Raw genomic sequence first — 19,326 nt, 5'->3', positions numbered from 1 at the left:
GCTCAGTAACAGATGACGCAAAACAGACTCATAACAAACCCAGCACGCGTGAGCTTCTGGGTGAATGGGGGGATTATACCTTGTGGGGATGGGGGTACGGGGGAAAGGTTGGATGGAAATAAACGCGTATTCGAGCAACGAACGGTTGATTTTACGCTATGCTGCACCACTTTTTATTTTCGACACCCCTTACGACACTCTGTCAGAGCTTCTCATGCCCTTTTCAAAACTAGGCTTATCCAGCCCTCTCGTTCAGGCGATTACCGAACTCGGTTACAAAACGCCAACGCCCATCCAAGAACAAGCGATTCCTGCCATTCTGTCGGGCAAAGATTTAATCGCCACCGCACAAACCGGCACGGGCAAAACCGCTGCCTTTGTGCTGCCGCTGCTGGAACAGTTCAGCAAAGCAGCAGAACCGCTGCGCGGTAAACGCATCCGTGCGCTGATCCTTGTGCCCACCCGCGAACTGGCGGTTCAGGTGGAAGCCAGCGTGGCGCAATACGCCAAGCATACCCCGCTCACCTCAATGGCCGCGTATGGCGGTGTAGATACCGCGCCGCAAAAAGAGCGCTTAATCGAAGGGGTGGATATTCTGGTCGCCACACCGGGCAGGCTGCTGGATTTGGCGCATCAGCGCGCGCTCCACTTTGATGAACTGCAAGTCATGGTGCTGGACGAAGCAGACAGAATGGTCGATATGGGCTTTGTCGATGATATCCACAAAATCATCGTGCGCCTGCCGGAGAACCGACAGAATCTACTGTTCACGGCCACCATGACCAACGACGTGCGCGCCATCGCCCACGCGTTTTCAGACAGCAAAATGACCGATATGGCGGCGGACATCTCCATTACGCCTAACGTCCGCGCCGCCGCCACCATCAAACAGTGGCTGATCACGGTCGATAAAGACACCAAGTCCGCCCTGTTAAGCCACCTAATCACCGAGCAAGCGTGGGATCAGGCGCTGATTTTTGTCGAGAAAAAACACAGCGCGGCCAAGCTGGTGGCTCAGCTGGAAAAACGCGGCATCCAAGCGGATTCCATCCATGGCGGCAGAAGCCAGGCCATGCGCGAAAAGGTGTTGGATCAGTTCAAATCGGGTGAACTGAAGTACCTGGTGGCCACAGGCGTCGCCGCTCGGGGGTTGGATATTGGCGAACTCAGCCGCGTGGTGAATTACGATTTACCCTTCCAGCCAGAAGAGTACATCCACCGCATTGGCCGCACCGGCCGAGCGGGTGCCTCCGGTGAAGCCATCTCGCTGGTCGATATCAGCGACTTTAAAAACCTGTGTGCGATTGAAAGGCGCTTGAAAAACACGATTGAGCGCAAAGAAGTGGAAGGCTTCCCGGTCAAAAAAGCCGTGCCCGCGTCTAACCTGAACCACGTTAAAAAAAGTAGCCGTTAAGCGTTCACCAAGAAGCTCACCTTTAAGAATACAAGGGTGAGCTTCACCTCTACTCAGTGGGCGAAAAAGCATCCAACAGCTCGGCATTCGTGGGGTATTTCTCCAACAGCGCCAGCAGCTTCTGCGCGCCTTCTATGGGCTTAAGCGGTGTTAACGCTCTGCGCAGTGTCCTTACTTTTTCAATATCTTTCGCATCGATCAACAGCTCTTCTCGGCGGGTACTGCTTTTGGCAATATCAATCGACGGGAAAATTCGTTGATTCGCCACGTCCCGTGATAGCACCAGTTCCATATTGCCTGTGCCTTTGAACTCCTCAAAAATCACCTGATCCATACGGCTTCCCGTATCCACCAGCACGGTGGCCAGAATGGTGAGCGAGCCGCCGTTTTCAATCTTTCGTGCCGCGCCAAACAGCTTGCGAGGGATTTCCATCGCCCGGGCATCCAACCCACCCGACATCGTGCGCCCATTGCCCCGCTGCTCCGCATTATGAACCCGCGAAAGCCTGGTGAGTGAATCGATCACGATCATCACATCGTGCCCCTCGCCTGCCTGCTGTCGCGCTTTATCTAGCAATTGATCGGCCATCCGCACATGGTTCGCGTAGCTTTCATCGGACGACGAAGCATGCACTTCAGCCGACACGCTGCGCTTAAAGTCGGTCACTTCTTCCGGACGCTCATCAATCAGCAAGGCATACAGCTTTATATCCGGGTAAGCCTCTGCCACGGCTTGGCAGATATGCTTTAACAGCGTCGTTTTGCCAGAACCGGGCGGTGCCACAATCAAGCCCCGCTGCCCCATGCCAATGGGCGTGATCAAATCCATCGCCCGCACGGTGCGCGGTTGATCGCTAGGCGCTAAATACAGGCGTGGGGAAGGATGAATGGCGGTGCCGTTTAGGAAGCGTGTTATGGGGTCGGTGGTGGTTGGGTCTTCGACGTCGTTGGTGGGTTTGGGCTCTGGTGGCCTTTTGGTTTTGAGGCTTAGGGTTTTGCGGGTCATGGGTTGGGGCCGTCTAGTCAAAGTGTGGATTCGTGGTTGGCCGCGTACGTGGTTAATCAACGGCGGATGTAAAACGTAGGCATGGTTTTCAACGACCTTTCCAACAGTACATAGCGCCTTTTCGAGCTGCTGAATATCTACCGACGCTAGCGCAATACGGATGGCATGGGGAACTGAGCTGCCGTCGAAAAGGGCGCAGCGGTAGACACACTGATGCGCTGTTGTTAGTTATGCATTATTCGTAGTGGCTCCAGAGCCTCAGAACTTTCACCACCCGTTCCTCTTCCAGTACTTGGTAAACCAGACGATGTTGAATATTGATGCGGCGTGAATAGGCCCCCGAGAGATCCCCAATGAGTTTCTCGAACGGAGGCGGCTTGCGGTAAGGGTCCTCTGCAATCAGCGCCAACAATTCCTGGGCTTTTGGTTTGAGGCCGCTGGAGGCCAGTTTCTTTGCATCTTTCTGAGCTTGCTTGGTGTAAACCAACTTCCATGTCACCAGTCCAGCTCCTCATCGCACTCATCCACGGGGGTATCCATTCCCTCACGAATAGACTCCCGCATACCCGGTACGGAGAGCAGGTAAAGTGTTTCCTGAATGGCAGACCAGTCTTCTTCGGAAACCAGGACGGCTTTGTTCCGCTTACCCATGATGACGATGGGTTGGTGGGACTCGGCGGTCTCGTCGATCAGCCGATATAGGTTGCTACGCGCCTCAGTAGCTGTGATTCCGGTCATGACGCACCTTTTGTGTGTACAGCTTTTTACTAAATGTACGCTTTTCGGTACGTACGTCAAGACGTACCCTTGTACAGCGCTGCGAGCGCCAGCGAGTAAATTTTCCGTAGCAGCGCTTTGTTATATTTCATTTCCCTTTCGCTCTCGAGATCACACCCATCATGGAGTGAGAAAATTGTCCAATTTCTGCTTTTTCATCGAGCTTATCGGAAATATATTTACCTGTTGCAGCAGCCCCACCTAGGGGAAGCAATGCACCTAAGAAAGGAGCAAGAACTGGAAACATCGTTACAGCCAGTGTGCCACCAGCAATTAAAGCTGTGTATTTATGTTTGGCTTGATATTTATCATTAAGTGATGAAATCTGTTTCTCATGTTTCGATATAGCTCTTTCAATGTGAGAGCATATTTCGGCAGCAACATACCCTAAATCTTCGAGATTGGTATTCGGCAAGCTGTTAACTAAATCTCTTAGTTCTCTTCTAAATTCAACATTCTCATCGGTCTTCCTCAATGCCACGAGCTGCGCGTCTTTGATATTGGCTAAATAATCAAGCCTTTTAGACGTAAGGGACTGTAAAATTGCTGAGGTAGATGGATCAAATGAAACAACTTCACCAACAGATGCATTTTTCATACTTGCGATAAGTTGGTAATAATGCGCCTGTGCGTTTACACACAGAAATGGGTGGCTTCTTAGCTCATCAGCATTTTCCAGTAAATGGTAGTTTGGCATAACACGCTCAAAAATCGCGTTGGTCACAACGCTAGCATCACCTTTCGAAAACAGCTTATTACACCAATCTTCTGATCTCCATTGCCTCATTTCTGACTTGTAATTTTCTAACTCTACTTTTAGAGGCTCCCCAGGCTCAGACCCGGGTGAGACAAAAAGCCTTGCACCTTCAATTTTTTCATAGTATAGATCCGGGTATTTTGCAGCAAACTCCAAAATATCTTGAGGGTGCGCTATACCTGGGTCTACATAATGTGAAAATACATCGGTTATAAGCTGAATGCTATTTTCTTGCGTTTGCTGATCATATTCTTCAAGTGACTTCTCAAAACTTGGAAACACAAAAAATGGCGGGAGATCAAATTCATCTCCTTTTAGATCACACAAATGCAATATGAAAAATGCCATCTGAAGCGGGATAACATGACTGAATTTTTCTTCGTCTCGTTTTTTCTCTAGCCATGGCATTACAGGATCTGGAATTAAAACCGTATCGGAATATAGAAGTGATTTGCGTGTAGCATTTAACTGTGTTTCTAAGAAACGACTGCTTCCACCCAAATTCAATTTACATGCATCTAGTTTCTTAGCTGCGCTAAAGGCTTTTCCACCTTCCTCTGAATATAGTTTTTTAAGTTCTGTTTCGAGAGTTGAAAATGCCACCATAGCACTTTCAGTTCTGCTAGAGTTTTCTCTTAAAGTAACAGCCATTCTTTGAATAGATTCCGGAAAGCTATCCAGCGGTGAAAAGTCACGTGGTAGACATCCTGTCACGCTGAGGAAAAACTCAGTCAATATCTCAAAGTATCTATCTTGATAGATAATTAAGTCGTGTAATTCCTGCTGACTCACTTAAGTACTCCGATTGAAATATAACGCCCAATTCAGCGGACAAATTTTGCGCAGCGAAATTTTTTCCGCTGCAATTGTTGGTTAGTTGCTATTCCACATTGTCTGGCGGAAATATCTCTATCATCATTGAGTTGTCAGGGGCGTTTGAAACTCCAAACTTTCGTCCAACCACACCAAATGTTTGCAGCGTGCATGGCTCAATCTTACTGAAGCCCATACGTTGCAGTATGGGATAAATCTGGTTCGCGAGATTTGTTGTCTCTTTGCACCCCGGATAGCCCAGTGTAATGTGAGAGCGATTTATTTTTTCTGAGTATGCTTTGGAAAACTTCTCAATCTCTTGACTTAGAAATTCTACGTCTTCCTGTGTTACCTCACGTTGCTTTAAGCCAGTGTACTTATCACCAATCTCTCCATAGTTCTGCCCCGTATTGATATTCTTACCATTGATGTTCGGAGTTGGAGCTTCTGCTTGTTCTTTTCGGGCAGGCTGAGGTGAGATAGCATTCACCTCAAACCATAAAAATTTGGCGTGTCTTCCTTTAGCTCTATCGATGTTGTATTGAACAAAGAAAGTCAAAAGCAGGGTTGCTATCAACACAAATAAACCAACCACTAGCCATTGAAGAGTTTGGCTTGTTAACAGTAATTCAATGACTTTATCCATATTTCTCTCTGTTGAAGTATTGGGCAACTAACAGTAATTATACGCCTTTCCACATAATACTATTGAACACGCCAGCATGATTATTGGTATTACATCGCCACTCAACAACGCATAAACTACTGTTTCTAATAGACTATGCCTGACACATGGCAGCATATCCAAAATTCGCGTGCCCGCTGGTTTTTACGATTCAATCATACTCTAATCATAAATTTTGCTTAGGTCACGCAGATTTTAGGGGGAATTGTGTTGGATTAAGGGGCGGATGGTTTAGTGAGTGCGTCACTTGAGGTGGGTGCTTGCTTATGGCGTGGTGGATGGGCGGCTAGTCGCCGCCTTCGCGGGTGCCTTCTTCGCTCGTTGCTCTCGCTCAGTCGTTACGCCGCGCTACGGGATTGGGCTATGTGGCTTTATCATCGCGAGCTGAAGCTCCCTTTCACAGGTGGCCACATTTAGTTTTTCGAGTGTGTTGAGCTTGGTGACTTGATCGTTGCGAGCTGAAGCTCCCTCCCACAATTTCAGGTTGCCACCAAGCATGGCCATAGCCATAGCCATAGCGCAGGGTAATGAGGGTTCGATTATCGTCCCCTCACCATTCACAATTCACTAACCGCCCCTCTCCTTTAAAGCTCAATCCCTTTCTGGGCTTTGATGCCTTGGTCTTTGAAGGCGTGTTTGACCACTTTCATTTCGGTGACGGTGTCGGCGAGGTCTATGAGTTGTTGGGGGGCGTAGCGGCCGGTGACGATGGCGTGCTGCATTTCGGGGCGGGCTTGTAGGTCGTCGAGGACTTGGTCTAGGTCGAGATACTCGTAGCGTAGGGCGATGTTGAGTTCGTCGAGCAGTACCATGTGGTAGCGGTCGTCTTGGAGCATGCGCTTGGCTTGCTCCCAGGCGGCGTTGGCGGCGGCGACGTCGCGTTCGCGGTCTTGGGTGTCCCAGGTGTAGCCTTCGCCCATCACGTGGTAGTCCACATTGGGCAGGTTGCGGAAGAAGGCTTCTTCGCCGGTGCTGAACGCGCCCTTGATGAACTGCACCACGCCGACCTTCATGCCGTGGCCAAGGGCGCGGGCGAGCATGCCAAAACCAGAGCTGCTTTTGCCTTTGCCGGGGCCGGTGAGCACCAGCAAGATGCCCTGCTCTTTATCGGCGCGGGCAATGCGCTCGTTCATGATTTTTTGCTTGGCCGCCATGCGCTGGGCATGGCGTTCGGGGGTTTTGGCATTTTCGCGCATGGGGTCTCCTAGGGGTTTCTTACGCTTTCAGCACGTAGCGCAGGGTTTCCACAACCTGATCGGTGGTGGTGCACCAGGCTTGCGCTTGGGCGTCGACTTCTTTCAGCGGGTGAACAATCTCTTCGCTGTGCAGCGTGATGTAGGGCTTGGCCAGTGCCGCGCAGTAGCCTGCGTCAAAGGCAGCGTTCCACTGTTTGTACTTGTCACCAAAGCGCACCACTACTAAATCCGCCTGTTCGATCATCGTGCGGGTGCGGATGGCGTTCACTTTGGAGGACTGGTGGTCGCGCCAGAAGCCGTTCTCCGGTTTGCCCAGGTGGTCGCCTGCGGCATCAGAGGCGTCGTGGTCGGTTACGGGTGCGGTAAACACCACATCCAGGCCTGCCGCTTCTGCGCCGCGTTGGATCTCTTCACGCCAGTCAGTGTGAATCTCGCCGGAAAGGTATACGTAAAAGCTCATGGTAGCTCCTTTAGGGTTGGGGAGTGTCTCGCCGCTCTATGATAGCCCACTGCTGCTTTATGGAAAAACCTTCCATATTTTTAGGCCGGTCGCTGCGCTGTCCCCTATCTATAACTACGCTAGGCTCTGTCTGAAAAGTCGGCGAGCGAAGGTCAGACAAGGCAAAAATCGGCGAAAAGACAGAGTTTACATGTTGTAAATGAGTACTTTGAGCCGATTTTTAACGCCGTATGGCCGAGCGCAGCCAGTTTTCAGACAGAGCCTATCGCTTGGCCGGTGAATATATCCGCCACCAGCCTGGGCGCTGAGGGAAAGTAGCCATGGAAGTAGCTAGCTACCAGCGCACCATCACGATAAATCGGCTCGGCTTCGCTGCCTGCCAATTTGCGGGTGCGGGCCAGCGGTTGCATGGAGGTTTCCAGCAGCGAGTGGTGGTAGGTGTGGCCACGCAGTTCGCCGCTTTGGGTGTGTAGGCTTTGCAGCCCAAGTGCTGTCAGCTTACCGGCCATTTTGGCGGTGCCAGGCAGCAGCCCTAACATGGCGTGGGCGCTGCCTTCGCCGTCGACCAGCTGCTCTACGCAGCTCATTAACCCGCCGCACTCGGCCAGTATCGGTTTGCTTGCCCGGTGGTGGGCGCTGATCGCCTCGCGCATCGGCTGGTTGGCGCTGAAGCGGGCGGCGTGCAGTTCTGGGTAGCCGCCGGGCAGCCAGAGCGCGTCACATTCTGGCAGCGTAGAATCGTTAAGCGGTGAGAAGAAGTGCAGCGTCGCGCCCATCTCTTCTAACACATCGAGATTGGCACGGTAGATAAACGCGAAGGCGTCGTCTTTGGCGATAGCAATGCGCACGCCGCGCAAATAGTCCGGTGCAGGCGTGGGGGCGTCAGCGCTTAGCGTTACTTCTTTGGGCAAGCGGCCTAACCCGGCGTCTTCTAACACTTTGGCGGCGGCGTCTAGCTGGGCATCCAGGCCGCTCAGCTCGCTGGCTTGCACCAGGCCCAAGTGGCGGTCGGGGATTTTCATGGCGTCATTACAGGGAATCGCGCCCAGCAGCGTAATGCCTTCCGGCATGCTCTCATTCAGCAGCTTGCCGTGGCCGGGGCTGCCGACGCGGTTGGCGATCACCTCGTGAATGGCGAGGTCGGGGTGGTAGTTGGCCAAGCCCTGGGCCACTGCGCCAAAGGTTTGCGCCATGCCCCAGGCGTCGATCACCGGCAGCGCGGGGATGCCCGCCAGAATGGCTAAGTCCGCGCTGGAGGGCGAGCCATCAAACAGCCCCATAGAGCCTTCCACCAAAATCACGTCAGCTTCCTGGGCGGCTTTGGCTAAGCGCCAGCGGCACTCGTGCTCACCGGTCATCCAGGGGTGAAGCTGATACACCGGCTGGCCGGAGGCGACCTCTTGCACCATGGGGTCTAGGTAGTCGGGGCCGTGCTTGAATACCCGCACGGTGCGCCCGGCGTTACGGTGCAGCCGCGCCAGCGCCGCCGTCACCATGGATTTGCCCTGGCCGGAACCGGGGGCGCTGATGAGCGCTGCGTGTGCTTTACCTTGCAACATGTTGCTTCCTTAAATCACTCATGGTCGGTAAGGGGTGCCTGGATGGGCACAAACACCGGCGCGCCATCTACTTCTACCGTGGCAAGCCGCTGGCGGTAGAGCCGCTCTAGGGCGCTGGGCACCAGCATGGTGTCGCGCGGGCCCCAGCAGGCTTCGCCGCTGGGGTAAAGCAGCAGAATGTGGTCGCACCAGCGGGCGGCTAAATTCAAATCGTGCAGGCACATCATCACCGCGCTGCCCTGGGCTGCCTGCTCGGCCATTAGCGCCATTACTGCGCTTTGGTGGTGTAAATCCAGGTGGTTGGTGGGTTCGTCCGCCAGCCAAATGTTGGGCGCTTGGGTGAGCACCGTCGCCATCGCCACCCGCTGGCGTTCACCGCCGGAAAGCGTGCTGACTAAGCGGTGGCGAAGATGAGCCACATCCAGTGCTTCCAGGGCGGCCTCGGCGCGGGCGTAGTCGTCAGCGCCTTCCATTTGCCACAGGGAAAGGTACGGGTGGCGGCCAATCAGCGCGGTCTCTAGCACCGTGGCGGGAAAGCCGTCTAGCCGCTCTTGAAACACCAGCCCTAGCTGCTGCGCCACTTGCCGCCTACGCAGCTGGCTAAGCGGTTTATTGCCAAGACACACCTGCCCGGAACGGGGGGCGTTCAACCCCGCCAGCGTATGCAGCAGCGTGGTTTTGCCCGCTCCGTTGGTGCCAAGCACGCCCCATACTTGCCCTGGCTCGATGGTGAGGTTCAGCGCCGTGCCTGCGCTGCGCCCCGGCACGTTGATGATCAGGTCTTGAGTCGCCAAGCGGGTCATCAGCGGCTCCGGTAGAGCAAAAAGAGGAAGGTGGGCACGCCCAGCAGCGCGGTAATCACGCCTACGGGGAGCTGCTCGGGGGCAATCATGGTGCGCGCCAAGGTGTCGGCCAGTACCAGCAGCGTGCCGCCTGCCAGGGCGCAGGCGGGCAGAATCAGCCGCTGGTCGTTGCCCAGCAACAGGCGCAGCATATGGGGCACTACCAGCCCCACAAACCCAATACTGCCTGCGGTGGTGACGGCGGCGGCAGTTAAGAGGCTGGCGGCAATGTAGATGCCCCACTCCAGTGGGCGAACATCTACACCAAGGGCGGCGGCCTGCTGGGGGCCACGGGCCAGCACGTTGAGGCTGCGTCCTAGCGGTATGAGTAGCACGCAGGTGGCTATTAATAGCAGCAGCGGCGGCCACGGTGTGCGGGCGTAAGATAAATCCCCCATCAGCCAGTAGAGCATGCCCGGCAGCCGCTCGGCGGGGCTTAGCGCCAGCATCAGGGTAATCACCGCGCCCCACCCCGCTGCCACGACTACGCCGGTCAGCAAAAGCCGAGAAGGCGTCCAGCCGCCGCTGCCGTGGGCTAAGCCAAACACTAAAAACGTGGAGAACAGCGCGCCTAAAAACGCCGAACCGGAAATGAGCACACCGCCCACGCCTGCCAGCATGGCTGCCAGTGCACCAATCGATGCCCCACCGGAAAGCCCCAGCACGTAGGGGTCCGCCAGCGGGTTGCGTAGCAGCACCTGCATTAAGGCACCGGCCACCGCCAGCAGCCCGCCTACCGCAAAGGCGGAAAGCGCCCGTGGCAGGCGAAGTTCAATCACCATGGTGCGCGCCAGCGCATCGCCTTGGCCCTGTACCACCGCCCAGAGCTGCGCTGCGGAGAGCTGCGCGCTACCTACCGCCAGGGAAAACAGCATGGCGGCCACGGCGATCAGCGCCAGCAGGCCTAGGGGTTGCCACAGGCGCGCCACCATTAAGAGGCCCCGCGCTTTTGGCGGGCTTGTTCAAGCTTTTCACACAGAATCTGCGCGCCTTCCATTAGGCGCGGCGTAGGCCGCTGAATTAAAGAAGGCGGTACAAAATAGAGGTTATCGGCCGCGACGGCGGCAAGATTGGGGTACTGCTCCCAGTGAGTGAGCCAGTCGCGGTTCTCCTCCCCCATGCCACCGGCAATAATGGCTTCGGGGTTGGCCGCCAGTACGGCTTCATCATCTAAACGCGGCACCAGCCGGTGCTGATCACCAAACACGTTGTCGCCACCGCACAGCTGCACCACTTGGCCGATCAGGTGTTCGTCACTGACGCCCATCAGCGGCTCGTCCCACACTTGATAAAACGTGGGTACCGGGTCGCGTTCGCTGTAGCGGGCGGTCAGCGCGGCCATGCCGTCTCTAAACTCGCTAGCCGCCTGCCGCCCTGTTGGTTCAGTTCCCGCTAAACGGGCAAGCCGCTCGATGGTGTCGGCCACTGCCTCGACGCTGCGCGGCTCGATGTAGAACACCGGCATGCCCAGCGCTTCGAGGGTTTCCATCTGCTCGGCGGGGTTACCCGTTACCCAGCCGATGACTAAATCCGGGGCAAGCCCGACCAGGGCTTCTAAATCAATTCGCGTATGGCTACCCACCGAGGCCACGTCTTGGGCTTCCGGCGGGTAGTCGCTGTAACTCACCACGGCCACCACCTGATCCCCAGCGCCCGCGGCGTAGGTGAGTTCCGTCGCACCGGGTGAAAGCGTGGCTATGCGATTAGCAGCATTGTGCAGGCAGACTTCACGGTCACGGTCGTCTACCGCACAGCGTGAGTGATCATGGGCCTGCACACCTAAGGTTATAAGCGAAAACGCGAGGCCCAGGGCCCCGCGTATTAGTCCATGCGTCTTATTGGCCAAAGTGAACACTCAAGAATCCTGCCCGGCCTGCGTTGATGTAATCAGCACCATCGAACGAGCGCGTGGTGATGTAGTCTTGGTCTAGCACGTTCTCTAACGTTACCCGAGCGCTCCACAAGGGCGCAAACTGCCAGCCGGTACGCAGGTTCACCAAGCCGTAGCCACTCAGGCGGTCTTCATTGGCGGCGTCGCGGTAGCGGTGGTTTTGCGCCACCCAAGAGCCACCCACCGACCAGTCGCCCAGCTCGCGGTCTACGTCTAGGCGCAGACTTTGCGAGGCGCGGTTTTGCAGGCGCATGCCGGTCAGGCGGTTTTCAGGGTCGGTATAGGTGATTGCGGCGGCCAGCGTCCACTCGTTCACTTCGATGCCCGTGCTCAGCTCAGCGCCGCGAATACGGCTTTCAGGCACGTTAAACTGTAGCCCTTGGCCCGCAATCAGGTTGTCGATATCGGTTTGGTAAATCGCCGCATCCCAAAACCAATCGGCATACTGGCCGCGCACACCCGCTTCGATAGTTTTGGACGTTTCTGATTCCAAATCTGGGTTACCAAACCCAGGGAAGTAGAGCTGGTTGTAGGTGGGCGCGTTAAACGCCGTGCCGTAGTTGGCGCGCAGCGTGTGGTGGCCGTCTAGCTCATAGCCCACCCCTAAGCTTCCGGTGACTTCTTCACCGTAAGACTCGTTATCATCAAACCGCAGGCTGCCTTGTAGCAAAAAGGGCGAGAAATCCAGCAGCGCCTGAGTAAAGACAGCGGCGTTGCTGCGGCTGGTTTCATCGTAGGCGGTGGTGCTGTCTACGCGGTCTTCGCTGTACTCCGCCCCGGCCACTAGCTCGTGGGCACCGGCGGTGAGGGTATTTTCCCAGCGGGCGGTGCGAATTTTGGTGTTAAAAGAGGAGTCGCCAAACTCGGCGACGTTATCGCTCTCATCCCGCGCTTCGCTGAGCGTTAGCCGGCTGCGCCAGTTGTCGGCCAACGGCAGTTCGCCATACACACCGGCCACTTGCTGTACAAAATCGTTTTCCCCACCGTCGTACTCGTTGAACCCACGGCTGCGGAGTGCCAGTACGCCCGCTTCAGCGCCGTTATCAAAGGTGTGCGATACCCGCGCCAGCGCGGAGGTATTGTCGTATCCCTTATCATCGCCATCTCGGCGCACCGGCTGTCCGTCGGTATTGAAGTGGCTACCAGAGAAACTGTAGCGCGTACCGCCCTCTTTCCCGCTAATCCCTGCGCTAAGCCGTTGGGTGTTGAACGAACCACCGCCTGCGGAAATGCGGGGCTGGGGGCCATCTTCTTGGCCTTCAGGGGTAAACAGCTGAATCACACCGCCTATTGCGTCGGCACCGTAGAGGCTGCCACGGGGGCCGCGCACAATTTCAGCCCGCTCGAACATGCGGGGTTCCAGCGACTGCCACGCCGCGCCGCCACTCGTGGCAGAGCGAAGGCGAATGCCGTCAATCAACAGGACGTTTTGGGTGCTGCCGGTGCCGCGAATAAACACGCTGCCATTTTTGCCAAAGCTGCCGTTGCTGGAAACGTCAACGCCCGGCTGGCCGCGCAGCAGGTCGGTAATACTGACGGGGTCTTGGCGGCGCAGGGCAGCCTCGTCAATCACCGTGACCGATGAAAGGCTTTGGTTGGCCGTGCGAGGGGCCAGCGTGGCCGTTACAACGACAGGGTTTAAAGCGTTGGTAGCATTTGAGGCATTATTAGAGGCATTCGCCGCCTGTGCCTGAACCGCCATGGGCAGTGCTGCCATGGCAAAGGCCGCCAGCGAAGCGGTGGTGCGGAAACGATATAACATGGTGGGGTCCCTTGCTCACTGTGCTCACCCGCACAGCGTGTTTTTGTGACCGGGCAGGGGCACACGCAAGGGAAACAGACAGCCATGAGCTGCCTATCTATCACCCTGCGTATGCCCTCCGCATACCGGTAATCCGTGGCTTCTTAAAGCCGTCACTCTTAGGCCGGTCTCCGGGCTGACGAGCGAAAGGGGCGGCTTACCATAAGCGCCGTGCCTTTCCGAACGACCACCTTCCCATGCAGTTGCACAGTGGCGTCTCTAGCCGTTCTTATCTCGATCACCGTTGCGGGGGCAGCGTTGGATTCATCCTCAAAGGGTCACCAACTTCCCGTTTAACTGATGGCATTCGCGCCACCAGCACCTGAGAGTGCGCGTAAACTAGCAACTTGCTGTCAGCAGGTCAATTTTACCGCTCGCCTCGGCGGCTAGCCTTTGAGTGCTTGCACTAACCCGTGGCGCACGTACCACACCTGGATTGCCTGGGCGGCAGCATCCTGCGTGAACCAGCCGCTTAAATCCCGCAGGCGACGCTGGTCACGGGCCATGGGCACCAGCCCTCGGCCTAGCTCGCTGGTAATCATCACCAGCGCAACGTTATTCGATGTTGCAGCCTGATGAAGGCGAGGAAAGTCTTCTCGCCACTGGGCACGCCATTCGTCAATGCTGAGATCCGAATCAAGCGTTGCCATTAGCCACTCAAACACCCCGTGCACCACCAGCGGTGTGTTGGGCAGCATCACTTGGGCCACTTCCTGAAGGCGCTGGCCGGGCGCTAAGCGCCACCAAAGCGCGCCGGGAAAGCGCTGTTTTACGACGTCGCGCTTTCCTGCGCAGGCACCGCCGATGAATAGTTGCATTGCCACCCTCCTTTTCCATCCGACCCTGCCTGATAGGCAAGCTGCCAACGTCGCCCCTGGGCTTGGTGCACAATGCCCTCCCAAAAATCGAGGGTTTCAAAGCGCCGACGCAGCTCCCGAATCACCCCGCCGTGGGTAACCACCAACACTTTTTGATAGCCGTGCGCCTGGCTGTGAGCCGCCACATCGTCAAGCCACGCATCCAAACGCTCGCGCAGCTGGCCAGACGACTCACCGCCGGGAATCTGCAGCTCACCGACGCTGTCGATCCAGGCGCGATAGTGCGGAAGCTCCTTGAGCTCATCGTAAACCTTGCCTTCGTACTCGCCAAAATCCAGCTCCCGCAGGCGCGGTTCGGCATACACCGGCACGCCCGGTTTGGCGGCTTGAGACCACGCTAAAGTTTCCTGGCAGCGGCCCAGATCGCTTGCGTAAATCGCATCGAAACGCTCTTCCGCCAGCGCAACGCGCAGCGCTAGCAAGCCCTCTTCTGCATCCGGAAACAGCAGCGGAATGTCTCGCTGGCCCTGGTAGCGGCGCTCTAGGTTCCAGGCGGTAATGCCGTGACGAACTGCCACCAGCTCCACATTAAGATCAGTAGCCAAAGCTCTCCTCCTTCAATCGTGGCACCGACCATATCGCCGTTGATGCCGTTAAATAGACGCAGCAGCGCCCACCTTACCAGCGCCACCCATAGCGCCACCGCTATTAGCCACACGCCCAGTGCGGGAAATACCAGCGCCAGCAACAATAGCGGCACTAATGCGAATAACACATCGCGGAGGCCAAGCGACTGCTGCCAGCTCCAAGCCAAACCACGAGGGTGAGCACAGGGGGTGAGAATGAGTAGCGCCACGCCTGCCCATCGCCCTAGTGCTGGTACTATCACTAGCCACCACAGCGGGGCGCTGTAATGAAGCAGCGCCCACAGCAGCACGCCTTTCCAGGCCAGCAAAAACAGCAGCGCCAGCATCGCGAAGCTGCCGGTTTGCGGGTCTTTCATGATTTCCCAGCGTCGCTCTAACGGCTGGTTGCTACCCAGCGCGTCGGCAAGGTCCATCACGCCATCCAGGTGCAGGCCACCAGAGATAGCGACCCACAGGCTAAGCAGCAAAAGCGCGGTAATGGGCGCAGGCGTTGCGAGCTGTTCTAGCAGCAGCGCGCTACCGGCCAGCAGCGCGCCGATCAGCAGGCCCACCAGCGGGTAGGCACGAATGGCCCAGCGGCGGGTTTCTGGTGTCCAGGGGCAGGCGACCGGAATCGGTAAGCGGGTTAAGAATTGCAGAGCGAGCAGAGCGCCATACATGACGTTTTTCACGAGTTCGCGACCGCCTTCCACTCAATAGGCTGGCCCGCCACAACCTCAATCACGCTGTCGGCTTCATTGGCCAACCAGCGGTGCAGCCGTTGCAGGAACTCCACATAGCGCAGCGTAACCGGATCGTTGGGTAACGGCGCTTCGTTAAGGTCATTGGAGACAATCACAAGGGTTATCTTCCGCGCTCTGGCGTCTTGCACACAGCGCACCAGAAGCGAGAAGCCTTCATGAGAGGAAAACGGTTCGCTCTCATCCTCTTCCCCGTTAAACATCACTTGGCTGGCCCAGAGGGTCAAACAGTCCAGTAGCACGGCGTGGCTATCCGGCACTTGAGCGATCGCCTGGTCAATGGCCAGCGGTACTTCCAGCGTTACCCACTGCGTCGATGCCTGTGGCGGCGACCTTTCTGCCTGATGGCGCGCTACCCGTTCGGCCATTTCACCATCATAGACACTAGCGGTGGCCACATAGAAGCAAGGCTGACCGTTGGCGGCTTGCAGTACACACTGTTCAGCAACGTGGCTTTTACCGGAGCGCGCGCCCCCACTAACAAACACAATCATGTAACACCTTTAACAACCGATCATTTGCTGAGCTATCGCGCACTGCCAGCCGCAGCCAGCCACCGTTTAGGCCTGAAAAGCTATAGGTATGCCGCGCCAGCATACCTTGATGAAGCAAGCGTTCAAGCAGCATCAGACTAGAAATACCGCTCTGGCACAGCTCGGCTCCAGGCCGCACCAGAAAAAAGCAGCTATGGCTAGGCACCACGTCAAGCCCCATAGCAGCGAGCGCTCGCCCCATGCGCGGCTGCTCATTAGCAAGCCACTGCTGGGTACGCTGAGCAAAGGCCATATCGTCCAGTAGCGGGGCTACCAGCCGGGCGGCGAGTTGATTCACGCTCCAGGGCGGCTGATAACGCGCCAAGCTGGCAATGTGCTCGGCGCGGGCCAGCACATACCCCAGGCGCAACCCGGGCAGAGTGTAAAATTTGGTCATAGAGCGCAGCAGCACCAGCTGCGGATGGCGGGCCAGTAGCGGCGTCAGCGGCTTGGCGTCTATGGCTAAGTCAATAAAGGCTTCATCTACCACCAGCGTTGCCGTGGAAGCCATACACGCGAGTATATTCTCGATGTCAGCAATGGAAACCAGCGTGCCGGTGGGGTTGTTGGGGCGGCATAAAAACACCACGTCCGCCTTGGCGGCACTGGCCTGTAGCTCCCCTGCATCCACTTCGAACGCGGGGCCGACAAGGGCGTGCTCTGTGACCGTTAGCCGATGCACCGCGCAGGCGCTGGCATACTCGCCAAATGTGGGTGTCACAATCAGTGCGCGCTGGCCAGCGTGATGGGCAGCGGCGAGAAAAATTGCTTCTGCCCCGCCGTTGGTGAGCAGTACCTGATCCGCACTCACGCCCTCTTGCGCGGCAATGGCCTGCCGAGCGGCGTGGTAACTTGGCTCTGGGTATTGATCTAGCTGGTGAATGCGTTCCGCCAGAAAATGGGCGACCCAGCTTGGCGGGCCGTGGGGGTTTAGGTTCGCGCTGAAATCATCCAGCGGGTGGTCGGCGGGCAGCCCGAAGCGCTGAAGCAGCGCAGCGGCTTGGCCGCCATGGCTGGGCCAGTCGTTCACGCTCTCTAGGGCGGTGTTGCCCGTCATATCGGTGTCTGTATCTACGGCTATACCCATGCAACCCCCGCCATTAGCACACTCATTAGCAGGAAAAACAGCAGCCACGCCCCATGCATGAGCCAAACGGTGGTCTCGATATGCCTCACCTGCAACGCTTCATGCGGCGTGCCGAGCGTCGTTCGATGAGACACTACCCCCTGATAATAATTGGTACCGCCGAGCTGAACGCCAAGCAAATTCGCCACCATGGCCTCCGGCCAGCCAGCGTTGGGGCTTGGGTGGCGGGGGGCCTGCTGGCGCGTGGCGCTTAGCGCGCCCTGCCAGCGTAGCTTTACCCCTTTCATGCTGAGCAAAACCCCTGCTATCCATAAACAGACCGTCGTCAGCCGTGCAGGCAGCCAGTTAGCCACATCATCCAGTTTTGCCGATGCGTAGCCAAAGTCGTTAAAGCGTTCGTTACGGTAGCCCACCATCGAATCCAGGGTATTCACCGCCTTGTACGCTAGCGCTAACGGTGCCCCGCCAATAAGCGCAAAAAACAGCGGAGCCGTGATGCCGTCCACGGTATTTTCTGCCACGGTTTCCACTGCGCCACGGGTGATGTCTGCTTCCTCTAGACGTTGCGTATCGCGTCCTACAATCATTGCCAGCGCCTGGCGTGCGGCGGGCAAGTCGCCTTTGCTAAGCGGTGCTGCCACCGCACGGGCCGCATCGCCCAAGCCTTTTATGGCAAGCGTGGTGGAAAGCAGCCACAGCTCGGCTATCAGCGCCAACCCGGGGTGAAGCCTGGCAAGCACTAAAAGAAGCAGCCAGCTCACCCACCACACGCCACCCACCACCATGACAGTTAAAAAAGCACCGCTTAGCCGACGCTGCTGCGCCGTGCCCCGATTCCACAGCCGCTCATAGCTGCTAATCATCCGCCCAATGATCACCACAGGATGTGGCAACCCGCGCGGGTCGCCCACTATTAGGTCAATGAGAATGGCAACGGCGACGAGGATGACCACGGCAGGCATCACATCAGTCAATAAACTCATACGGCGTTACTGCTCACACCGGCCTGAGTAAAGGTGGCCATCTCCTTCAGCATGGCGGCGGCCGCCTGCACCAGCGGGAACGCCAGCGCTGCGCCGCTGCCTTCACCCAAACGCATGCCCAGCGCCAGCAGCGGCTCGGCTTGAAGCGCCTCTAGCACAGTCGCGTGGCCCGGCTCTTCAGAACGATGGCCGAACACCAAATAGCCACGCACGTCTGGGCACAGTCGGCAGGCCGTCAGCGCAGCCACGGTGGCAATAAAGCCATCCACAATGGCGGGTAGCCGATGGGCGGCAGCGGCTAAATAGGCACCTGCCATGGCGGCGATTTCCAGGCCACCGAGTTTACTCAGCACATCTAACGGGTCGTTGCTATCGGCTTGGCGGGCGTGAAGCGCCTGCTCAATCACCGCCACTTTATGCGCCTGCTGGGCGCTGTTAATGCCGGTTCCTGCCCCTACCACGGTTGCGACTGGCGCGTGGGTGAACGCCGCCAATATCGCGCTGCTGGCGGTGGTGTTGGCAATGCCCATTTCTCCGACGATGATGCTTTTCGCGCCCTTGTCGGCCAAGCGCTCTACCGCATCGGCACCAACACCAATAGCACGCAGGGCTTCCTCTCGGCTCATAGCGTCTTCCTGCACCATATTGGCGGTACCGGCGCGCACCTTGGCATCGACCACGCCCGGCAATGAAAGCGGTGACGCCACGCCCACATCAATTACTTCTACCTGTGCGCCAATTTGGCGGGCGAAGACGTTAATGGCCGCCCCACCGTGAGCAAAGTTAGCCACCATTTGCGCGGTCACTTCTTGAGGAAATGCGGACACCCCTTCTACTGCTACGCCGTGGTCGGCGGCAAATACCGCCACGCCCGGAGGCGAAACGAAAGGAGCGGCTTGGCCAGTGATGGCGCTAAGCTGAATGGCCAGCGCTTCGAGCCGACCCAAACTACCGGGGGGCTTGGTGAGCGTATCGATATAAGCACGGCTGCGCTCAGCGGCGGCGGTGTCCACCGCATTGATGCGTGCCAGCAGTATTTGAAGCCGCTGTTCAGCGGTCGGCTCGTTAACCATCGCAATTCTCCACAGGCTGATGGCGCAGGATAGTAGCAAAAGCATGGCTGCTATACTTGTGCTTTAGCCGCTTAACAGGCGCTTGCGCGCCGTTTTTTATCACATTCATCAAAGCATCACGCGCGACGGCGATAGTGGTTGCCCATCAGGGTAATAAAACTACAACTTAAGCTATAAATAGCGTTTTTATTGCCGTAAAGTCTCTTATATCGACGCCATAATATGTAAAATAACTACAAGATTG

Annotated in this window: 20 protein-coding genes and 1 riboswitch; of the genes, 1 reads left to right on the top strand and 19 read right to left on the bottom strand. The window is 56.9% G+C overall.

Translation table 11 applies throughout. The annotated features are described in order from the left end of the window. Positions 1 to 214: 214 nt before the first annotated feature. The gene (locus IEW65_RS14765) at positions 215 to 1,414 is read left to right on the top strand and encodes a DEAD/DEAH box helicase (RefSeq protein WP_188640220.1); all 1,200 of its coding nucleotides are present in this window, start codon (positions 215 to 217) and stop codon (positions 1,412 to 1,414) included. Between the two features lie 49 nt (positions 1,415 to 1,463). Here the strand turns inward: IEW65_RS14765 and rho are convergent, their stop codons facing one another. The 19 genes from rho to cobT all read right to left on the bottom strand — a co-directional run bounded on the left by rho (position 1,464) and on the right by cobT (position 19,082). Continuing rightward, the gene (gene rho, locus IEW65_RS14760; protein WP_188640219.1) at positions 1,464 to 2,420 is read right to left on the bottom strand and encodes a transcription termination factor Rho; all 957 of its coding nucleotides are present in this window, start codon (positions 2,418 to 2,420) and stop codon (positions 1,464 to 1,466) included. A gap of 235 nt (positions 2,421 to 2,655) precedes the next feature. Continuing rightward, complete coding sequence (locus tag IEW65_RS14755; RefSeq protein ID WP_188640218.1) at positions 2,656 to 2,919, bottom strand: Txe/YoeB family addiction module toxin; 264 nt, start codon at positions 2,917 to 2,919, stop codon at positions 2,656 to 2,658. Next, positions 2,916 to 3,158: a type II toxin-antitoxin system Phd/YefM family antitoxin gene (locus tag IEW65_RS14750; RefSeq protein ID WP_058092928.1), complete on the bottom strand. Its 243-nt coding sequence runs from the start codon at positions 3,156 to 3,158 to the stop codon at positions 2,916 to 2,918. Before IEW65_RS14750 ends, IEW65_RS14755 begins: the two co-directional genes overlap by 4 nt. 127 nt (positions 3,159 to 3,285) lie before the next feature. Next, positions 3,286 to 4,746 carry a hypothetical protein gene (locus tag IEW65_RS14745; protein WP_188640217.1) on the bottom strand — a complete coding sequence of 487 codons (1,461 nt, stop codon included), beginning with the start codon at positions 4,744 to 4,746 and terminating at the stop codon, positions 3,286 to 3,288. 88 nt (positions 4,747 to 4,834) lie between these two features. Beyond that, on the bottom strand, positions 4,835 to 5,413 hold the full coding sequence (locus IEW65_RS14740) for a hypothetical protein (protein ID WP_188640216.1): 579 nt from the start codon (positions 5,411 to 5,413) through the stop codon (positions 4,835 to 4,837). Positions 5,414 to 6,036: 623 nt separating this feature from the next. Then, a complete protein-coding gene (gene cobO, locus IEW65_RS14735) occupies positions 6,037 to 6,648 on the bottom strand; it encodes a cob(I)yrinic acid a,c-diamide adenosyltransferase (RefSeq protein WP_188640215.1) in 612 nt (203 codons plus the stop codon). Between the two features lie 19 nt (positions 6,649 to 6,667). After that, positions 6,668 to 7,108, bottom strand: coding sequence for a YtoQ family protein (locus IEW65_RS14730; protein WP_009099723.1), 441 nt, complete (start codon positions 7,106 to 7,108; stop codon positions 6,668 to 6,670). A gap of 251 nt (positions 7,109 to 7,359) precedes the next feature. Then, positions 7,360 to 8,667, bottom strand: a complete 1,308-nt coding sequence (locus IEW65_RS14725; RefSeq protein ID WP_188640214.1) for a cobyrinic acid a,c-diamide synthase CobB — start codon at positions 8,665 to 8,667, stop codon at positions 7,360 to 7,362. A gap of 14 nt (positions 8,668 to 8,681) precedes the next feature. After that, on the bottom strand, positions 8,682 to 9,470 hold the full coding sequence (locus tag IEW65_RS14720) for an ABC transporter ATP-binding protein (protein ID WP_188640213.1): 789 nt from the start codon (positions 9,468 to 9,470) through the stop codon (positions 8,682 to 8,684). Beyond that, a complete protein-coding gene (locus IEW65_RS14715) occupies positions 9,470 to 10,441 on the bottom strand; it encodes a FecCD family ABC transporter permease (RefSeq protein WP_188640212.1) in 972 nt (323 codons plus the stop codon). The genes IEW65_RS14720 and IEW65_RS14715 overlap by 1 nt, the downstream gene beginning before the upstream one ends. Further along, positions 10,441 to 11,331, bottom strand: a complete 891-nt coding sequence (locus tag IEW65_RS14710) for a cobalamin-binding protein (protein ID WP_422822623.1) — start codon at positions 11,329 to 11,331, stop codon at positions 10,441 to 10,443. Before IEW65_RS14710 ends, IEW65_RS14715 begins: the two co-directional genes overlap by 1 nt. Before the next feature lie 13 nt (positions 11,332 to 11,344). Continuing rightward, positions 11,345 to 13,162, bottom strand: coding sequence for a TonB-dependent receptor domain-containing protein (locus tag IEW65_RS14705; RefSeq protein ID WP_188640210.1), 1,818 nt, complete (start codon positions 13,160 to 13,162; stop codon positions 11,345 to 11,347). A 144-nt stretch (positions 13,163 to 13,306) separates the two neighbouring features. Further along, a riboswitch (cobalamin riboswitch) is annotated at positions 13,307 to 13,542 on the bottom strand. A gap of 45 nt (positions 13,543 to 13,587) precedes the next feature. After that, positions 13,588 to 14,019, bottom strand: coding sequence for a bifunctional adenosylcobinamide kinase/adenosylcobinamide-phosphate guanylyltransferase (locus IEW65_RS14700; protein WP_188640209.1), 432 nt, complete (start codon positions 14,017 to 14,019; stop codon positions 13,588 to 13,590). Next, positions 13,971 to 14,624, bottom strand: a complete 654-nt coding sequence (locus tag IEW65_RS14695) for a histidine phosphatase family protein (RefSeq protein ID WP_188640208.1) — start codon at positions 14,622 to 14,624, stop codon at positions 13,971 to 13,973. Before IEW65_RS14695 ends, IEW65_RS14700 begins: the two co-directional genes overlap by 49 nt. Beyond that, positions 14,561 to 15,337, bottom strand: coding sequence for an adenosylcobinamide-GDP ribazoletransferase (gene cobS, locus IEW65_RS14690; protein WP_188640207.1), 777 nt, complete (start codon positions 15,335 to 15,337; stop codon positions 14,561 to 14,563). Before cobS ends, IEW65_RS14695 begins: the two co-directional genes overlap by 64 nt. Beyond that, complete coding sequence (locus tag IEW65_RS14685; protein ID WP_188640206.1) at positions 15,334 to 15,900, bottom strand: bifunctional adenosylcobinamide kinase/adenosylcobinamide-phosphate guanylyltransferase; 567 nt, start codon at positions 15,898 to 15,900, stop codon at positions 15,334 to 15,336. The genes cobS and IEW65_RS14685 overlap by 4 nt, the downstream gene beginning before the upstream one ends. Then, positions 15,884 to 17,026, bottom strand: a complete 1,143-nt coding sequence (gene cobD / locus IEW65_RS14680) for a threonine-phosphate decarboxylase CobD (RefSeq protein ID WP_422822621.1) — start codon at positions 17,024 to 17,026, stop codon at positions 15,884 to 15,886. The genes IEW65_RS14685 and cobD overlap by 17 nt, the downstream gene beginning before the upstream one ends. After that, positions 17,017 to 18,009 (bottom strand): adenosylcobinamide-phosphate synthase CbiB, encoded by a 993-nt coding sequence (cbiB, locus tag IEW65_RS14675; RefSeq protein WP_188640205.1) that lies wholly within the window; start codon positions 18,007 to 18,009, stop codon positions 17,017 to 17,019. Before cbiB ends, cobD begins: the two co-directional genes overlap by 10 nt. Then, positions 18,006 to 19,082: a nicotinate-nucleotide--dimethylbenzimidazole phosphoribosyltransferase gene (gene cobT, locus IEW65_RS14670; protein ID WP_188640204.1), complete on the bottom strand. Its 1,077-nt coding sequence runs from the start codon at positions 19,080 to 19,082 to the stop codon at positions 18,006 to 18,008. Before cobT ends, cbiB begins: the two co-directional genes overlap by 4 nt. Positions 19,083 to 19,326 lie beyond the last annotated feature (244 nt).

This window comes from Vreelandella lutescens (assembly GCF_014640815.1).
In the GTDB taxonomy this organism is placed as follows: domain Bacteria; phylum Pseudomonadota; class Gammaproteobacteria; order Pseudomonadales; family Halomonadaceae; genus Vreelandella; species Vreelandella lutescens.
Note: the sequence above shows the minus strand (reverse complement) of the source record. Positions and strands in the feature narration are given on the sequence as shown.

Bases quoted from the DNA above. Each gene is read 5' to 3' on its own strand.
- IEW65_RS14765 (WP_188640220.1), top strand. From the start codon at position 215: ATGCCCTTTTCAAAACTAGGCTTATCCAGCCCTCTCGTTCAGGCGATT.
- rho (WP_188640219.1), bottom strand. From the start codon at position 2,420: ATGACCCGCAAAACCCTAAGCCTCAAAACCAAAAGGCCACCAGAGCCC.
- IEW65_RS14750 (WP_058092928.1), bottom strand. From the start codon at position 3,158: ATGACCGGAATCACAGCTACTGAGGCGCGTAGCAACCTATATCGGCTG.
- IEW65_RS14740 (WP_188640216.1), bottom strand. From the start codon at position 5,413: ATGGATAAAGTCATTGAATTACTGTTAACAAGCCAAACTCTTCAATGG.
- cobO (WP_188640215.1), bottom strand. From the start codon at position 6,648: ATGCGCGAAAATGCCAAAACCCCCGAACGCCATGCCCAGCGCATGGCG.
- IEW65_RS14730 (WP_009099723.1), bottom strand. From the start codon at position 7,108: ATGAGCTTTTACGTATACCTTTCCGGCGAGATTCACACTGACTGGCGT.
- IEW65_RS14725 (WP_188640214.1), bottom strand. From the start codon at position 8,667: ATGTTGCAAGGTAAAGCACACGCAGCGCTCATCAGCGCCCCCGGTTCC.
- IEW65_RS14720 (WP_188640213.1), bottom strand. From the start codon at position 9,470: ATGACCCGCTTGGCGACTCAAGACCTGATCATCAACGTGCCGGGGCGC.
- IEW65_RS14715 (WP_188640212.1), bottom strand. From the start codon at position 10,441: ATGGTGGCGCGCCTGTGGCAACCCCTAGGCCTGCTGGCGCTGATCGCC.
- IEW65_RS14705 (WP_188640210.1), bottom strand. From the start codon at position 13,162: ATGTTATATCGTTTCCGCACCACCGCTTCGCTGGCGGCCTTTGCCATG.
- IEW65_RS14700 (WP_188640209.1), bottom strand. From the start codon at position 14,019: ATGCAACTATTCATCGGCGGTGCCTGCGCAGGAAAGCGCGACGTCGTA.
- IEW65_RS14685 (WP_188640206.1), bottom strand. From the start codon at position 15,900: ATGATTGTGTTTGTTAGTGGGGGCGCGCGCTCCGGTAAAAGCCACGTT.
- cobD (WP_422822621.1), bottom strand. From the start codon at position 17,026: ATGGGTATAGCCGTAGATACAGACACCGATATGACGGGCAACACCGCC.
- cbiB (WP_188640205.1), bottom strand. From the start codon at position 18,009: ATGAGTTTATTGACTGATGTGATGCCTGCCGTGGTCATCCTCGTCGCC.
- cobT (WP_188640204.1), bottom strand. From the start codon at position 19,082: ATGGTTAACGAGCCGACCGCTGAACAGCGGCTTCAAATACTGCTGGCA.